Origin of the sequence: Streptomyces sp. NBC_00247 (genome assembly GCF_036188265.1) — a bacterium.
Taxonomy (GTDB): domain Bacteria; phylum Actinomycetota; class Actinomycetes; order Streptomycetales; family Streptomycetaceae; genus Streptomyces.
Window position 1 is genome coordinate 2,705,589 of sequence record NZ_CP108093.1, and the last position, 14,631, is coordinate 2,720,219.

At 71.6% G+C, this 14,631-nt stretch carries 15 protein-coding genes; 5 read left to right on the forward strand and 10 right to left on the reverse strand.

All coding sequences use genetic code 11. The annotated features are described in order from the left end of the window. Nucleotides 1-5: 5 nt before the first annotated feature. A complete protein-coding gene (locus OHT52_RS11255) occupies nucleotides 6-179 on the reverse strand; it encodes a hypothetical protein (RefSeq protein WP_328720005.1) in 174 nt (57 codons plus the stop codon). Nucleotides 180-422: 243 nt separating this feature from the next. Between OHT52_RS11255 and OHT52_RS11260 the strand changes: the two genes are divergently transcribed. Continuing rightward, nucleotides 423-1,169 (forward strand): DUF6227 family protein, encoded by a 747-nt coding sequence (locus OHT52_RS11260; RefSeq protein WP_328720006.1) that lies wholly within the window; start codon nucleotides 423-425, stop codon nucleotides 1,167-1,169. A gap of 272 nt (nucleotides 1,170-1,441) precedes the next feature. Here the strand turns inward: OHT52_RS11260 and OHT52_RS11265 are convergent, their stop codons facing one another. After that, nucleotides 1,442-2,440 carry a sigma-70 family RNA polymerase sigma factor gene (locus tag OHT52_RS11265; protein ID WP_328720007.1) on the reverse strand — a complete coding sequence of 333 codons (999 nt, stop codon included), beginning with the start codon at nucleotides 2,438-2,440 and terminating at the stop codon, nucleotides 1,442-1,444. Nucleotides 2,441-2,588: 148 nt separating this feature from the next. On the opposite strand from OHT52_RS11265, the gene OHT52_RS11270 reads away from it, so the two are divergent. Beyond that, complete coding sequence (locus OHT52_RS11270) at nucleotides 2,589-3,134, forward strand: GNAT family N-acetyltransferase (RefSeq protein ID WP_328720008.1); 546 nt, start codon at nucleotides 2,589-2,591, stop codon at nucleotides 3,132-3,134. Between the two features lie 18 nt (nucleotides 3,135-3,152). Here the strand turns inward: OHT52_RS11270 and OHT52_RS11275 are convergent, their stop codons facing one another. After that, nucleotides 3,153-3,935 (reverse strand): dioxygenase family protein, encoded by a 783-nt coding sequence (locus tag OHT52_RS11275; RefSeq protein WP_328720009.1) that lies wholly within the window; start codon nucleotides 3,933-3,935, stop codon nucleotides 3,153-3,155. A gap of 161 nt (nucleotides 3,936-4,096) precedes the next feature. Here OHT52_RS11275 and OHT52_RS11280 point away from each other — a divergent pair, with 161 nt between their 5' ends. Further along, complete coding sequence (locus OHT52_RS11280) at nucleotides 4,097-4,600, forward strand: MarR family winged helix-turn-helix transcriptional regulator (protein WP_328720010.1); 504 nt, start codon at nucleotides 4,097-4,099, stop codon at nucleotides 4,598-4,600. A 162-nt stretch (nucleotides 4,601-4,762) separates the two neighbouring features. On the opposite strand, the gene OHT52_RS11285 is transcribed toward OHT52_RS11280, so the two are convergent. After that, nucleotides 4,763-6,298: an MFS transporter gene (locus OHT52_RS11285; protein WP_328720011.1), complete on the reverse strand. Its 1,536-nt coding sequence runs from the start codon at nucleotides 6,296-6,298 to the stop codon at nucleotides 4,763-4,765. A gap of 418 nt (nucleotides 6,299-6,716) precedes the next feature. Further along, nucleotides 6,717-7,373, reverse strand: a complete 657-nt coding sequence (locus tag OHT52_RS11290; protein ID WP_328720012.1) for a TetR/AcrR family transcriptional regulator — start codon at nucleotides 7,371-7,373, stop codon at nucleotides 6,717-6,719. A gap of 265 nt (nucleotides 7,374-7,638) precedes the next feature. On the opposite strand from OHT52_RS11290, the gene OHT52_RS11295 reads away from it, so the two are divergent. Continuing rightward, nucleotides 7,639-8,916 carry a M6 family metalloprotease domain-containing protein gene (locus OHT52_RS11295; RefSeq protein ID WP_328720013.1) on the forward strand — a complete coding sequence of 426 codons (1,278 nt, stop codon included), beginning with the start codon at nucleotides 7,639-7,641 and terminating at the stop codon, nucleotides 8,914-8,916. A gap of 136 nt (nucleotides 8,917-9,052) precedes the next feature. On the opposite strand, the gene OHT52_RS11300 is transcribed toward OHT52_RS11295, so the two are convergent. Further along, entirely contained in the window at nucleotides 9,053-9,703 is a 651-nt protein-coding gene (locus OHT52_RS11300; RefSeq protein ID WP_328720014.1) for a GntR family transcriptional regulator, read from the reverse strand. Nucleotides 9,704-9,736: 33 nt separating this feature from the next. Continuing rightward, nucleotides 9,737-10,765, reverse strand: coding sequence for a hypothetical protein (locus OHT52_RS11305; protein WP_328720015.1), 1,029 nt, complete (start codon nucleotides 10,763-10,765; stop codon nucleotides 9,737-9,739). Nucleotides 10,766-10,901: 136 nt separating this feature from the next. Here OHT52_RS11305 and OHT52_RS11310 point away from each other — a divergent pair, with 136 nt between their 5' ends. Next, nucleotides 10,902-11,558: a GOLPH3/VPS74 family protein gene (locus OHT52_RS11310; RefSeq protein WP_328720016.1), complete on the forward strand. Its 657-nt coding sequence runs from the start codon at nucleotides 10,902-10,904 to the stop codon at nucleotides 11,556-11,558. On the opposite strand, the gene OHT52_RS11315 is transcribed toward OHT52_RS11310, so the two are convergent. The 3 genes from OHT52_RS11315 to OHT52_RS11325 all read right to left on the reverse strand — a co-directional run bounded on the left by OHT52_RS11315 (nucleotide 11,472) and on the right by OHT52_RS11325 (nucleotide 14,577). Continuing rightward, a complete protein-coding gene (locus OHT52_RS11315) occupies nucleotides 11,472-12,074 on the reverse strand; it encodes a hypothetical protein (protein ID WP_328720017.1) in 603 nt (200 codons plus the stop codon). The genes OHT52_RS11310 and OHT52_RS11315 overlap by 87 nt on opposite strands. Nucleotides 12,075-12,145: 71 nt before the next feature. After that, on the reverse strand, nucleotides 12,146-13,015 hold the full coding sequence (locus OHT52_RS11320; RefSeq protein WP_328720018.1) for an alpha/beta hydrolase: 870 nt from the start codon (nucleotides 13,013-13,015) through the stop codon (nucleotides 12,146-12,148). A 143-nt stretch (nucleotides 13,016-13,158) separates the two neighbouring features. After that, nucleotides 13,159-14,577, reverse strand: coding sequence for an MFS transporter (locus tag OHT52_RS11325; RefSeq protein ID WP_328720019.1), 1,419 nt, complete (start codon nucleotides 14,575-14,577; stop codon nucleotides 13,159-13,161). Nucleotides 14,578-14,631: the final 54 nt, after the last annotated feature.

Below are 14,631 nucleotides of genomic sequence, written 5' to 3' on the forward strand. Positions count from 1 at the left end.
TAGTTTTACCCTGTTTTAGGCCTCGCCTGGGTGAGCGCATCCCCTGCATGGCGGGCGCCCGCCTCCGCTCCCCCCGGCTTGTGGAAGGGCAGCACGTCGAGGCGGGAGACGTTGCCGAGGGAGGCGGCGAAAGCGGCGGCACCGCCGATGTCGCCGGGGTCGCCGGTGGGGCCCGGCACCAGGACGAAGCGCAGGACTCTGGACCCTCACCCCTCCTGCGTGAAAGGTGTCACGCACCGGGTCGGCGCCGGACCGGGCGCCGACTCACCCCGGTCGGCGGGGAGTTCGGCCGTGTCTTCGGCAGAGGCGGGAACTTTCCGTCGCCGTCCCACGTTTTTTCCAACCCCGGCGACGATGTCGGAGCCAGGGACTACGTTAAGCACGCACCACGTCACATGCGGCAACGGCCTGGAGACAGCACCTTGAGCGATCCGTACGAGACAACCGAGCAGCACCTCGACCGACTCCTGCGACGGGCCCTCAACTCCTTCGACCTGCCCGACAGCACGGTCGAACGGCTCGGCACGGCACTCGCGCACAGCAGCACCCTGCACTCCTCGCACCACAGCGCGGAGCTGCACCGCGAGACGTACCGCCACACCTACCTGCTCACCGACGGCAGCGCGCTCAGTCTCTGGGAGCTGGTGCACGGCGGCGGCCGTGACGCACCCGCCACCCGGGAGCACGAGCTGTACGACGAGGAGGCGGACGCCCACGTCGCCGCCGCCCGGGTCACCGGCGTGTTCGCGGACGCCCCGGCGTTCACCGAGGACGCGCCGACCGTCGACCTGGACGCCCTGAACGCCCTGATGGCCGCCCCCTCGGGGCCGTCGCCCCGGACGTACGCCCCCGACAACAGTGCCGACCACGCACGCCGGGTGCTGCGCCGCGCGGAGAACCCGGACCGTCCGGGCGGGGCCACGGCCCGGCTGCTGCGCTCGGCCTTCGCCCACCACATCACCCAGATCTTCGGCCGGCAGTTCCGGGTGGGCGGCCACGACGCCGGGTTCACCCTCTACGAGCACGCGTTCCTGTTGCTCGACGGCAGCGAGACCAGCCTCTGGGAGGTCGAGCACACGGCGACCGAGGACGGCCGCCACATGTGCGAGGTCTACACCGACGAGCAGACGGCCCGCGACGCGATGGAGCACCGCACCCGCATCTGCTGAGCCGGTCGGGCGCGCCTGCCGGTCGGGCGCGCCTGCCGGTCGGGCGCGCCTGCCGGTCGGGCGCGCCTGCCGGTCGGGCGCGCCTGCCGGTCGGGCGCGCCTGCCGCAGGGGCCCGGAGAACCGGGCCCGGCCCCGCCCGTCCTGCCCCGGACATGAGCGAGCCCCGACGCCGGGGGGGGTGGGCGCCGGGACTCGGTTCATGGGACCGGTGCGAAGACCGGTCGTCGGGCCGGTGCGAACCGGCTTGATGGGGAGATTACGGGTTATTGGCTCACGCCGCAGCGTCAAAGCCCGTGTCGCGCGCCATTCGCTTCAATTCGACCAACGCGTGCTTCTCGATCTGGCGGATCCGCTCACGCGTCAGACCGTGTTCCTTGCCCACTTCGGTCAGCGTCCGCTCACGGCCGTCCTCGATTCCGTAACGCATCCGGATGATGGAGGCGGTGCGGTTGTCGAGCTTGCCGATCAGCTCCTCCAGCTCCTCGCTGCGCAGCAGCGACATCACGGACTGCTCGGGCGAGACGGCGGAGGTGTCCTCCAGCAGGTCGCCGAACTGCGTGTCGCCGTTGTCGTCGACCGGCATGTTGAGGCTGACCGGGTCGCGGGCCCAGTCCAGGACGTTGCTGACCCGCTCGGTGTTGGAGTCCAGCTCCGCGGCGATCTCCGCGTGCTCCGGGTCGCGTCCGTGCTCACGGTTGAACTCGCGCTGGACCCTGCGGATGCGGCCCAGCTCTTCCACCAGGTGGACGGGGAGGCGGATCGTGCGCGACTGGTCCGCTATCGAGCGGGTGATGGCCTGACGGATCCACCAGGTGGCGTACGTGGAGAACTTGAAGCCCTTGGCGTAGTCGAACTTCTCGACCGCGCGCACCAGGCCGGCGTTCCCCTCCTGGATCAGGTCGAGCAGCGGCAGACCCGCGCGCGGGTAGCGACGGGCCACGGCGACGACGAGACGGAGGTTGGAGCGGATGAAGACGTCCTTGGCGCGCTCGCTCTCGTCGAACAGCGCTTCCAGCTCCTCGGGCTTCGCCCCACCTGCGTCGCTCTCGACCTCACCGTCGAGGATCTTGCGGGCGTACACACCCGCCTCGATTGCCTGCGACAGCTCGACCTCCTTGGCGGCGTCGAGCAGGGGCGTTCGCGCGATCTCGTCGAGGTACATGCCGACCAGGTCGCGGTCGGCGATCTCTCCGCTTCCACCGCGAACACTGCGGGCCCGTTCGGTCCCACCGGTGGGTGACGAACGACGGGCGACGGCACGGGTTGCCATGCGTGCTCCCTTGCTGAGTAGGTCGCGACACCCTTTCGGGTGCCCTGCATCCGATGGAAACAACGACTGGAATCCGGACAGAATTCCCCAGCACCGGCTTCAGTTTCGCGATCATGCAGTACCCTGTCGGCCGCCGACAGGAGGACAGATGTCCCGCATACCCACGGACACGCAGGTCAGACCTGGTACGGAGGGTGATCTGGGGGCCCTCACGGACCTGTACAACCACTACGTCCGTGAGACCGCGCTCACTTTCGACGTGACCCCGTTCACCCCCGAGGAGCGCATGCCCTGGCTGCGCGCCCATCCGGACCGCGGCCCGCACCGCCTGCTCGTCGCCGAGGACACCCGTACGACGGCGGACGGCGGCGACGGGGTGCCGGGCAGGGTGCTGGGTTACGCCACCAGCAGCGCGTTCCGCCCCAAGGCGGCGTACGGGACCTCGGTGGAGGTCAGCGTCTACTGCGCGCCGGACGCTACGGGCCGGGGCATCGGGACGCTGCTCTACACGGCGCTCTTCGAGGCGCTGGCCGGTGAGGACCTGCACCGCGCGTACGCGGGCATCACCCAGCCGAACGAGCCGTCCGGGCGCCTCCACGCGGCCTTCGGCTTCCGCCCGCTCGGCACGTACACCGAGGTGGGGCGGAAGTTCGGGCGGTACTGGGACGTGAGCTGGTTCGAGAAGCCGCTCTGAACCGCGGTGCCGCGGGGCTCAGCCGAACTGGACCGAACGTTTCGCCAGCCCCATCCAGAAGCCGTCGATCACGCTGCGGCCCCGGTCGAGCTCGCCCTCGGAGGCGCCCAGCGTCACGAAGAGTGGCGCGAAGTGCTCGGTACGAGGATGGGCGAGGCGGCCGGCCGGGGACTTGTGCTCGAAGTCGAGCAGCGCGTCGACGTCCTGCGCCTGAAGGGCCCGGTTCCCCCAGTCGTCGAACTCCGCCGACCAGCCCGGGGTGCCGCCCCCGGCGTGGCGGAGCGCGGCGAGGTTGTGGGTGAAGAAGCCGCTGCCGACGATCAGTACGCCCTCGTCCCGCAGCGGGGCGAGCTTGCGGCCGATGTCCATCAGCCTGCGCGGGTCGAGCGTGGGCATGGAGATCTGGAGGACCGGGATGCCCGCGTCGGGGAACATCTCCACCAGCGGGACGTACGCGCCGTGGTCGAGGCCCCGGTCCGGGATGTCCTGGACCGGGGTACCGGCGGCGCGCAGCAGCTTGCGGACGTCCTCGGCCAGCTCCGGGGCGCCCGGGGCGGCGTAGCGCACCTGGTAGTAGTGCTCGGGAAAGCCCCAGAAGTCGTGGACGAGGGGCACCGTCGTGGTGGCGCCGATCGCGAGCGGGGCCTCCTCCCAGTGGGCGGAGACGATCAGGATCGCGCGCGGCCGGGGCAGGTCCGCGGACCAGGCGGCCAGCTCCCCCGTCCACACCGGGTCGTCGGCGAGCGGCGGGGCGCCGTGGGAGAGGTAGAGCGCGGGCATGCGCTCGGTGGTGTCGGTCATGGCGCTCCCCATCCGCTGCGACTGGTGACGATTCTCCTCCGGCGGACCCTGTCCGGCTCCCGGAGAACCTCCCGCGCGACAGCTTCTTGAATCTTCAAGTTCCAGCGGCGAGCCTAACCCCATCTAGTTCAACTTTCAAGGAAAGGTCGTACAGTGGGCCCATGACCACGGCACCCACGACCGGCACACGGTGGCTCACCGACGACGAGCAGAGCGTCTGGCGTGCCTACCTCCAGACGACCACGCTGTTGGAGGACCACCTCGACCGCCAGTTGCAGCGGGACGCGGGCATGCCGCACGTCTACTACGGGCTGCTCGTCCAGCTCTCCCAGTCGCCCGGCGGGCAGCTCAGGATGACCGAGCTGGCGAAGGACGCCAAGATCACCCGGTCCCGGCTCTCGCACGCCATCGCCCGGCTGGAGAAGAACGGCTGGGTGCGCCGGGAGGACTGTCCGACCGACAAGCGCGGCCAGAACGCGGTCCTCACCGAGGAGGGACACGCGATGCTGCGGCGCTCGGCGCCGGGCCATGTCGCCGCCGTCCGCCAGGCGATGTTCGACCGGCTCACGCACGAACAGGTGTCCCGGCTCGGGGAGATCATGCGGACCCTGGCGGCGGGACTGGAACCGGACCGCGTGGACGCCGACCTGCCCTGGCTCCGCTGAGGCGGCGACGGCGGGAGCGGATACCGGGACGGCGACGGCGGGAGCGGATACGGGTCTGCCCCGGCCCCGCCGCACATGGCGAGGCAGCCGATACGGGTCTGCCCCGGCCCCGCCGCGGGTGGCGGCGGGACCGGGGCAGTGGAACCGGGCGCGATCGGCTGATCAGTGCGCGATCACCGGGATCTTGAACTCGTCCTCCTCGGCGTCACGCGTGCCACCGCCCTGGCTCACCGGGCCCATGCTGGGCTTGCCGGCGTTGATCAGGGTGAAGGCGATGGCCGAAGCGACCACGAGGATGCCGACCGCCCACCAGATGGCGCTGGCGAAGCCGTCCACCATGGCCTGGAGCTGGAGCAGCTTCGGGTCGGTGGCGGTCGCCGCGTGGTCGGTGATGAACGCGGTGGTGGCGCTGGCGGCGATGGTGTTCAGCAGCGCGGTGCCGATGGCGCCGCCGACCTGCTGCGAGGTGTTGACCATCGCGGAGGCGACGCCCGCGTCACGCGGCTCGATGCCGTGGGTGGCCATGGACATGGCCGGCATGAAGGCGGTGCCCATGCCGAGGCCGAGCAGGACCATGCCCGGCAGGATGACACCGGCGTACGAGGAGTCGATCTCCAGGCGGGTCAGCAGCAGCATGCCGATCGCGGCGAGCAGGAAGCCCGGCCCCATCAGCAGGCGCGGCGGAACGCGCGTCATCAGGCGGGCGCCGATCTGCGTGGAGCCCGTGATCATGCCCGCGACCATCGGCAGGAAGGCGAAGCCGGTCGAGAGCGAGCTGTACCCCTTGACCACTTGGAGGTAGTAGGTGAGGAAGAGGAAGAGGCCGAACATGCCGATGACGGCGAGGCCCAGCGAGAGGTAGATGCCGCCGCGGTTGCGGTCGGCGAGCACCCGGAGAGGCAGCAGCGGGGACGTGACGCGCGACTCGACCAGGATGAAGGCGCCGAGCAGCACGACGGCCGCGACGAACGAACCGACGGTCAGCGCGTCCGACCAGCCGGCCGACTCGGCGCGGGTGAAGCCGTAGACCAGCGAGACCAGGCCGAGGGTGGAGAGCAGCACGCCCGGGATGTCGAGCGAGGAACGGTTGCGCGTACCGGCGGGCTCACGGATGTAGAGGTACGCACCGACCGCCGCGACGATCGCGAACGGGATGTTGACGAAGAAGGTCCAGCGCCAGTTGAGCGAGTCGGTGAGGAAGCCACCGAGGAGCAGACCGACCGCGCCGCCACCACCGGCGATGGCACCGAAGATGCCGAACGCCTTGGCGCGCTCCTTGGCGTCGGTGAACGTCACGGCGAGCAGTGAGAGGGCCGCGGGCGCGAGCAGGGCGCCGAAGACGCCCTGGAGGGCGCGGGAGCCGAACAGCAGTGCCTGATTGGTGGCAGCACCGCCGAGCGCGGAGGCCAGCGCGAAGCCGATCAGACCGATGGTGAAGGTGCGCTTGCGGCCGAAGAGGTCGGAGATCCGGCCGCCGAAGAGCAGCAGCCCGCCGAAGGCGAGGGCGTAGGCCGTGATGACCCACTGCTTGTTGGCGTCGGAGATGCCGAGGTCCACCTGGGCCTTGGGCAGCGCGATGTTCACGATGGTCGCGTCGAGCACGACCATCAGCTGGGCGAGGGCGATGAAGGCGAGTGCCTTCCAGCGCCCGGGGTCGGAAGCCGGCACTCCGGCGTTCTTCGACAGGGTTTCTGACATGGGAATAGCCACCTAAGGACATGCGCGGGACCGGCGGGACGTCGGTCCCGAAGGGTTCGTGCGAGGCACGCGTGGGACGTGACGGACGTGCGCGAGCGCACCCGTACACGGGCGAAGAGAAGAGACGAATCGTTTCGGAACGGCTGTCGGGACGGGCTCCACGGGACGCGGGGGCGGGCGGTCGGACGCCCGGTGCGGCGGGCGGGGCACGGGCGGGAGCGGCGCCGCGCGAGCGGGCGCGCTCCCCGGGCGCGCGGGCCGTGCGGCCCGGCCCCGGTCACCGGCGACGCTGCCGGTCCCGTGGGAAGCGGAAGAAGATACGGGAAAGAACGGAGGGAAACAGGGGAAAAAGTCGGGAAGCGGGAAAAAGTCGGACATCAACGGGTCCGGCCGGGCGGTCGAGGGGGTGCGTGTGGCATCAGCGCCGCCGCAGGTCCTCCAAGGTCGCCGCGGAGCCGGGCAGTTCGGAGCGGACCGGGGTCCGCAATCCGTCGAGGAAGAGCTGCAGATGGCGGTGGGCGAACTGGTCGATCTCCAGGCAGGCGATGCCGGGAAGGGGCCGGGTGAGCTGGGACAGGGCGATCATGAGGTCACCGACCGCGATGTCGGTACGCAGCAGCCCGGAGGCCATGGCCCGCCGCACGAGATCCTCGACGGCCCCTTCGAGGTGCAGGCGCTCGGCGAGCAGTTCGGGGTGGGCTTTGTCGAACGTCCCGGAGAGCAGGGGGCACAGGGCCCCGACCCGTTCGTCGGCGGCCGCGTGCACGAAGCGGCTGAGCGCGTCGAACGGGTCGCTCTCCTCGGCCATGGCCTCTTCGGCCCGGTCGGCGGTCCGGGACATGACCGCGAGGACGACCTCGTGGGTCAGCGCGGCCCGGTCGGGGAAGTTCCGGTAGAGCGTGGCGTTGCCGACGCCGGCCCTCCGGGCGACGTCGTCGAGGGGCACGTCCGGCCCGAGTTCGACGAACATCTCCCGGGCGGCCGTGACGATCCGTTCGCGGTTGCGCAGCGCGTCGGCCCGCGGACGGGACGCACGGCGCCGGCATTCCGGTGCGGTTCGAGCGACGGTCTCCACGGCGTGGACCTTCTCCGGTGTACGAGTGCGGGCGGCCTCCCGGGTGAACCGGGGACCACGTCCCCACTTCGCGGGGACACACGTTCAAACGGGGAAAGGGTCCCCGGTTATTTCACCCGGACAAGTGACCCCCGTCACAGAACCGCCCGTTCGTAAAACCCTCCGATCGGCTTACCCAACGAGCGGGCCGGGGCGAGCGGACAGAGGCTGACGCCAGAGCGCAGTCCGGGTCGGCCGGCTGCCGTGTACCCCGGAGGCGCGCCCCATGCAGCACCCTCGCCGAGGGATACGCAGCTGTCGCCGCCCGCTCGCCCTCGCGGGCGCGACCGCGCTGGTCATCGCCGCTCTGGCCTCCGCGAGCACCACGCTCCCCGACGCGCACCAGGTCTCGGCCGGCCCGGTCTCCCTCGGTCACGGGTCCGCGCTCGGCCCGTGCCGGATATCCGCCGCCCTGGGCGTACAGATGTCGGAAGGCATGCCGACGCCGCCGGGATACGCCCGCTCCACCGGGACGGTACGGGCCCTGAACCTCATGATCGACTTCCCGGACGCGCAGGGCAGCGGGACCGCCGCGGACCGGATGGCGGAGTTCTTCCCGCAGACCTCGGACTGGTTCCGCCGCAGTTCGTACGGCCGGCTGGTCTATGTGCCCGAAGCGCCGGTGAAGGGCTGGCTGCGGATGCCGATGCCGTTCGCCGAGTACGGCATAGAGCGCGGCTCGCCGTACGAACCGGGCTACCGGCAGCTGGTGTCGGACATCGTCAAGGCCGCCGACGCAACGGTGGACTTCTCCGCGTACGACCTGGTCAACGTGCTGGTCACGCCGAACGCGGGCCCCTCGGCCCTCGACACCGTGCTCTCCGTGACCTTCCCCGACAACGAGGAGGCACCGCGGGCCGACGGCGTACCGCTGGCCAACACCTCGTTCGTCTACAGCCGCCAGGACGACGGCTCGGGCTCCTACGCCCGGACCGGCTACCGGGTGCTCCCCCACGAGAACGGCCACGTCTTCGGCCTCCCCGACCTCTACACCGCGGAGGGCGGTGGCTCGGTCGGGCACTGGGACATCATGTCCGAGGACTGGGGCGCCAACAACGACTTCCTCGGCTGGCACAAGTGGAAGCTGGGCTGGCTCGACAACGGGCAGATCGCCTGCGCCTCGGAGTCCGGCAGCACCGAGCACACCCTTGAGCCGCTGGAAACCGAGGGGGGCACCAAGCTCGCGGTCGTACCGCTGAGCGAGGACTCCGGGTACGTCCTCGAGGTACGCACCGCAGCCGGGAACGACGAGGCCGTCTGCCGCCCGGGGGTGCTGATCTACCAGGTCGACTCGGACGTGGAGACGGGCCAGGGGCCGGTCTCCGTCGCGGACAGCGCCGGTGACAGTGGCGGCTGCACCCGTCGGCCCAACGTGCACGCCGAGCTCTCCGACGCGCCGTTCCAGCCCGGCGAGACCTTCACCGACCGGGCCAACGGGATCCGGGTGTCGGTGCTCGGCGAGGACGACGAGGGTGACTACCGGGTCCGGATCACGCGTTCCTGACCGGAGCCGGTCACCGGGCGCGGCGACCGGGCCGGGGCTGATTCCAGGCGAAGGCGGCGGCCGGGACCACCCCCGGACCCCCGGGCCCACTCGGCCGCCGGGGCGCCCCGCCCCGACCTCCCGCCGGGCACCCGGGTCAGTCGCGCAACACGTCGATCACACTGCCGAGATGGGCGCGGACGGCCCGCTCGGCCGCCTGCGGCTCCCCGGCCACGATCGCCTCGATCATGGCCAGGTGTTCACTCAAGGACTGCTGGGGACGACCGGGCTTCAGGGCCAACTGGAACTGATGGCGCACCAGTTGCCCGTTGAGGCGTTCCAGGAGCTCCATGGCGGTCCGTTGCCCCGAGACCTCCCGGACACGGGTGTGCAGTTGATGGTTCAGCTCGGAGTAGGCGAGGGGATCGCCCCCAGCCACCGCTCTGGCCATCGCCTCGCCCAGCCCGGTCAGCTCCTCGCGCTGCGCGGCGGTGGCCAGGACCGCCGCCTTGGCCGCGCACAGCCCTTCGAGCGCCATGCGGCACTCGGTGATGGCCACCGCCTCATCGACGCTCACCACGCGCACCCGGGACCCGCGGTTACGGATGCGCTCCACCAGCCCCTCCGCGGCAAGGTCGATCAACGCCGCACGGATGCTGGCCCGTGTCACACCGAACCGCTCGGCGAGTTCGTTCTCCACCAGCCGCTGGGCCGGCGCCATCTCGCCCCGCAGAATCGCCTGCCGGAGTCGGGACAGGGCCAGTTGCTTGGCCTGTTCCCCGCTGCCCGGACCGACTTCCTCCGACATGCGCGCCCTCCCTGGGTGAGTGCCTGTCGGCGATCAATCTAAGGGTTGTCCCGCGACCGGATCTCGGGCTTGCCCACGACGGGATCTCGGGCTTGCCCACGACGGGATCTCAGGGGTGCCCGCGAGGGGATCTCCGGGCCGCCCGCGACGGGCGGACACCGCTCTCGTGGCACCAGCGCCCCTCCCCATCCGTCCGTCGCGGGTCCACCCCGGACCCCGGTCCGGCCCTCGGTCCGCTCCCCGGCACCCGGACCCCGCCGAGCGGACCGGCGGCGACCGCGCCGGAGGCCCTTCTCGGGGCCTCTGATCAGCGGCAAAACGAACCGGGAAACACGCCTCGTCCTTGTCGGTACGGGCCATGATCTGGAGCACCTTCAGCTGGAACTCCTCCAGCCGGTCCCGCTCCGCACCACCGCCCAACAGCGCTGCCACGTCCGCCGCGTGGTCCCAGGACCGGTCGAAGAACGACCTCAGGGGCTGGACCAGCCCCTCTTGGCGGATCAGCACCGCGCGCTGGTCCGGCGCGTCGGGGACCGACTGCACCAGCGCGGTGCTCCGGTCGAAGATCAGCACCCGCTCGAACGGCCCGCCCAGCACCCGCAACTGGGCTCCGTGCTCGATCACTTCCCGGAAGTGCTCCGCCGAGACGGGGTCCCGCAGGGCCGAGCGATGCACCAGCGCCCGTACGGTGACGCCACGTCGCAGACATCTCAGATCTGACTCACGGGCCATGGCGGCGCATTCGGGTGTCAGCGTCGACGACGGATGCATCACCAAGAGCTCCCGGCGGGCGAAGTAGGCCGGCTCGCCGACCCGTTCGTAGAGCAGCCCTGCCCCCTCCAGGGTCTCGACCTCCTCGTGCACACTTTCCTGCCCTTGCCAGTACAGGACTTGGCGTACCAGGGAGTGGCTGGTGGACAGGATCTCGCGCTGCTCGTCCTGGAGGGCCGGATGCGCTGTTCGGCGAGCCTGCCCACTGTGCCCCCCGGGGCAGCTGACTACGCGCGAAACCGGCGAGTAGGCGATCAGGGGCGCCTGCACGGCGGCGCAACCGCTGCTCACGGGTTCACCACACGCTCTCCCCTGACGGAACCCATACGCGGTCCCGCGACGCCCCCCGGGGGAACCGGGTGTGCGGGCGGGGCGTGATGAGGGAGAGTCGGGGACACGTCGCGGGCAACGAGGGAAGAGAGGTCCGATGGACACGGGACTGACCGTCGGCGAGCGGATCGCACTGCTCGGACTGGATCAACGGGACGGCGCACCGCACGACCCCCTACGGGTGGGCGCGGCGGTCGCTGCGGCTCCACTGCTCCAACTCGTACGGTGCGGAGCGGTGGTGGCGCACGAGGGCGAGCTCGTCGCCACCGGCGGCCCGGCACCAGGGGAGCCGCTCGCCGCCGCGGTGGCGGCCCAGGTGCGCGAACACCCCGGCGCCCGGCCGCAGGCCTGGCTGCTGGCGGTGCGCGACCAGGCGGTCACCACCGCGTACGAAGGCCTCCAGGTCAAGGGCGTGGTCCGCCGGGAGGGCCGCAAGATCCTCGGCGCCTTCGGCTCGTACCGCTACCCGGTGACCGACGCTTCGGTGCCCCGGGACCTGCGGAGCGAACTCGCCGGGGTGGTGCTCGACGGGGCGACGGCCGGTCCGGAGACGGCGCAGCTGATCACTCTGCTGCACCACGCGGGACTGCACGCCCGCGCGCTGCCGGACGCCGACCTCGCCGTGGTGAAGGAACGCATGGGCGAACTGGCTGCCAGGACCGGCGCGTCAGGAGCGGTGGGCGAGGCCGTCTCGGCGGCACTCGCCGCCCTGACCGTGCTGCTGGTGAGCATCCCGGGCATCGCGGCGGGCTGACCGGGCGGTCGCGGGGACGATCCTGAAGTCCCTTTCGAAGACCAGGTTGTGCAGGTCGGCGGCGGCGATGGCCCGCAGCGTGGGCAGTTCCCGGGCGGCCTGGGCGTCGTCGAAGACGTTCAGCGGCCACTCGCCGACGGTGGCGCCGCGCAGGTGCGGGTGGTGGAAGGTCCTGCCGTAGTGGGCGTACAGCGTCACCGGGGCGACACCGGACACCCGTTGCTCCTCCCACGAGAGCTTCCACGCGGCGAACAGACCGCCATCGGCCACGCGTCGCACCCCCGTCACCTCCACCTGCCCCTGACCGAGCAGCAGTTCGGCGTTGAGATCGTCCAGTGCCCGGTGCGCATGAGGGTCGAGGAGTTCGACGGCCGACCTGAAGTGACGCTCCTTGGCCTGCCGGGACACCGCGTCGCCGTGACGCCCGTCGCGCAGATCGGCGAAGTGCCGCAGCAACGCGGTGAGATCGGCGGGGGCGGTGGTGGGGGCGTCGGGAGACGGATCGGGGGCGGTCATGGTGACTCCTCTGCTGGTCTTCGGGGGTACGGGGGGAAGGGCGGGCGTTCGGCGGGGGCGGGCGGGCGGGTTCAGCCGGTCCGGTCCGTCCGGTCGCCGTGCTCCGGGGCGGTCAGCCGGCGGAGGGCCGGGCCGAGCCAGCCGCGCAGCGATGCGGCCGGGTCGTGGCCGGACTGGAGGAAGGCGCCGTGACCGGTCCCCGGGAACCGCCGCAGTACGTGCTCGACTCCGGCCTCCCGCAGGAGCAGCGCGTACCGCTGCAGGTCGTCGCGGACGGGGTCGACGTCCCCGGTGGCCAGGACCGCCGGCGCGACCCCGGCGAGGTCGTCCGCCTCGAAGGGGGTGCTGTGGAGGCGGGTGCCGTCCGCGGCGCGCGGGCGGTCGGGCTCCCGGTAGGCACGCCAGGCCGCCCGCAGGTGGCCCGCGACGGGGAAGGCGCCGGGAAAGCGGCGGTACGAGTCGGCGGTGCAGCCGGGGTCGAGCGGCGGGTACGCGAGCACCTGGGCCGCCAGGGGCAGACCGCGGTCCCGGCAGACGAGGGCGGCCGAGGCCGCCAGGGTCCCGCCCGCACTGTCCCCGCCCACGGCCACGACGGGCCGGACACGGCCGGCCCGGTCGCGCCCGTGGGCCCAGACGAGCGCGGCGAAGACGTCCTCGACCATCTGCGGGTGCCGGGCTCCGGGGGCCAGCCGGTAGTCGACGCTGACCACCGCGAAACCGGAGGTCGCGGCGAGATCGGCCGTCGCCCCGTACCACTCGGCCGAGCTCCCGCCCCGCCAGCTCCCACCGTGGGCCCAGACCAGCCACCCCAGAGGCGAGGCGTCGGGAAGGAAGGTACGGGCGGCCAGGGGGCCTGCCGGGGAGGGGATCCGTATCTCGCCGCCGTGCACCGCTGCCGGTCCGGGGGCGGTGACGCCAAGGGGTACCAGGGGTGTGGTCATCAGGGGTTCCTTCCTCCGGTGAACGGACAGGGATCGGCGGGCGGGTTGACCGGCGGGCGGCGGACCGGCGGGCAGCGGACCGGCGGGCAGCGGACCGGCGGGCGGCACCGGATACCGGGGTGCCGCCCGCCGGCGCTCGCGGCTCAGCTGGACCGGCCTTCCACGGCGGGCTTCCGGGTCCGCAGGAAGAGGAAGGAGGTCAGGATTCCGAGGACCACCACCGCCGTGTTCACGATCACCGCGGTCGTGATCCCGTCGTGGATGTCGGTGTTCGCCGCGGCGATGGCCGACATGACCGGCGTGCCCATCGTGATGCCGATCTGCTGGGTCATCGTCGCCAGGCCGGTCGCCATGCCCTGCTCGTGGTCCGCGAGGCCGGTGGTGGCCGTGACCATGAAGCCGACGATCACCAGCATGTTCCCCACGCCGCCGGCGAAGGTCGCCGCCAGCAGCAGCCACATGCTCGAACTGGTCTCGCCCAGGCCCACCAGGGAGAGCGTCGCCACCGCCTGGAGCGCTCCGCCGATCAGCAGCGTCGACCGGGTCGAGGTCGTACCGATCACCCGGGGTGCGATCGATCCGCCCACCACGGTGCCGACCCCCAGCACACCGAACGAGAGCCCGGCCGTCAGCGGCGAGAACCCGAGAACCTCCTGGAGGTACAGCGTCATCAGGAAGACCAGGCTCGTCTCCGTGAGGAACGCGATGACGCCGGCCACGTTCCCCCAGGCCACCGTCCGCTTCTTCAGCACCGACACCGGCACCAGCGGGCTCGACGCCCTGGACTCCACCGCGTAGAACACCAGCAGCAGCGCCACGCCCGAGGCCAGCCAGCCGAGTGCGGCACCCGAGCCCCAGCCGTGCTCCCCGGCCTGTGTCAGACCGAACACCAGCGCCAGCAGGCCCAGCGTCACCGACACCGCGCCCGGCACGTCCAGCTTCGGGCGGACCGCCGGGCGGGACTCCTTGATCACCGTCGGGGCGATCACCAGCACCGCGATCGCGACGGGCACGTTGATGAAGAACGACCAGCGCCACGACAGGAGGTCGGTCAGCACCCCGCCCAGGATCGCGCCGGTCGTGAACCCCGCCGACATCAACGCACCGTTCAGGCCGAGCGCCTTCTGCCGCAGCGGTCCCTCGGGGAACGAGGTCGTCAGCAGCGAGAGCCCCGCCGGTGTCACCGCGGCCGTCGCCAGCCCCTGGAACACCCGTGCCACGATGAGCATTTCGGGGCTCTGGGCCAGTCCGCCCACCAGGGAGGACAGCCCCAGCACGGCCAGGCCCACCAGGAACAGCCGCCGCCGGCCGAACAGGTCGGCGACCCGCCCGAACAGCAGGGTGAACCCGGCTGCGGCCAGTGCGAACGAGGTCGCGATCCACTGGAGACCCGACAGCGAGAAGCCCAGCCCGTCGCCGATCACCGGCAACGCCACGTTCAGGATCGAGAAGTCCACCGCCAGCATGAACTGTGCGACCAGCAACACCACCAGGACGAGGCGCAGCCGTCCGTCCAGACGGACCGGAGCCTCCCCCACCCGTACCTCTTCGGCAACAGCCATCACGCACATCCCTCCGTCACGGACCACCGGTTCGGTCGTCCCCGGAGGTGACTC

Coding starts and splice junctions, on each gene's coding strand:
- OHT52_RS11310 (WP_328720016.1), top strand. CDS start 10,902: ATGGACACGGGACTGACCGTCGGCGAGCGGATCGCACTGCTCGGACTG.
- OHT52_RS11285 (WP_328720011.1), bottom strand. CDS start 6,298: ATGTCAGAAACCCTGTCGAAGAACGCCGGAGTGCCGGCTTCCGACCCC.
- OHT52_RS11280 (WP_328720010.1), top strand. CDS start 4,097: ATGACCACGGCACCCACGACCGGCACACGGTGGCTCACCGACGACGAG.
- OHT52_RS11325 (WP_328720019.1), bottom strand. CDS start 14,577: ATGGCTGTTGCCGAAGAGGTACGGGTGGGGGAGGCTCCGGTCCGTCTG.
- OHT52_RS11300 (WP_328720014.1), bottom strand. CDS start 9,703: ATGTCGGAGGAAGTCGGTCCGGGCAGCGGGGAACAGGCCAAGCAACTG.
- OHT52_RS11270 (WP_328720008.1), top strand. CDS start 2,589: ATGTCCCGCATACCCACGGACACGCAGGTCAGACCTGGTACGGAGGGT.
- OHT52_RS11295 (WP_328720013.1), top strand. CDS start 7,639: ATGCAGCACCCTCGCCGAGGGATACGCAGCTGTCGCCGCCCGCTCGCC.
- OHT52_RS11265 (WP_328720007.1), bottom strand. CDS start 2,440: ATGGCAACCCGTGCCGTCGCCCGTCGTTCGTCACCCACCGGTGGGACC.
- OHT52_RS11315 (WP_328720017.1), bottom strand. CDS start 12,074: ATGACCGCCCCCGATCCGTCTCCCGACGCCCCCACCACCGCCCCCGCC.
- OHT52_RS11275 (WP_328720009.1), bottom strand. CDS start 3,935: ATGACCGACACCACCGAGCGCATGCCCGCGCTCTACCTCTCCCACGGC.
- OHT52_RS11320 (WP_328720018.1), bottom strand. CDS start 13,015: ATGACCACACCCCTGGTACCCCTTGGCGTCACCGCCCCCGGACCGGCA.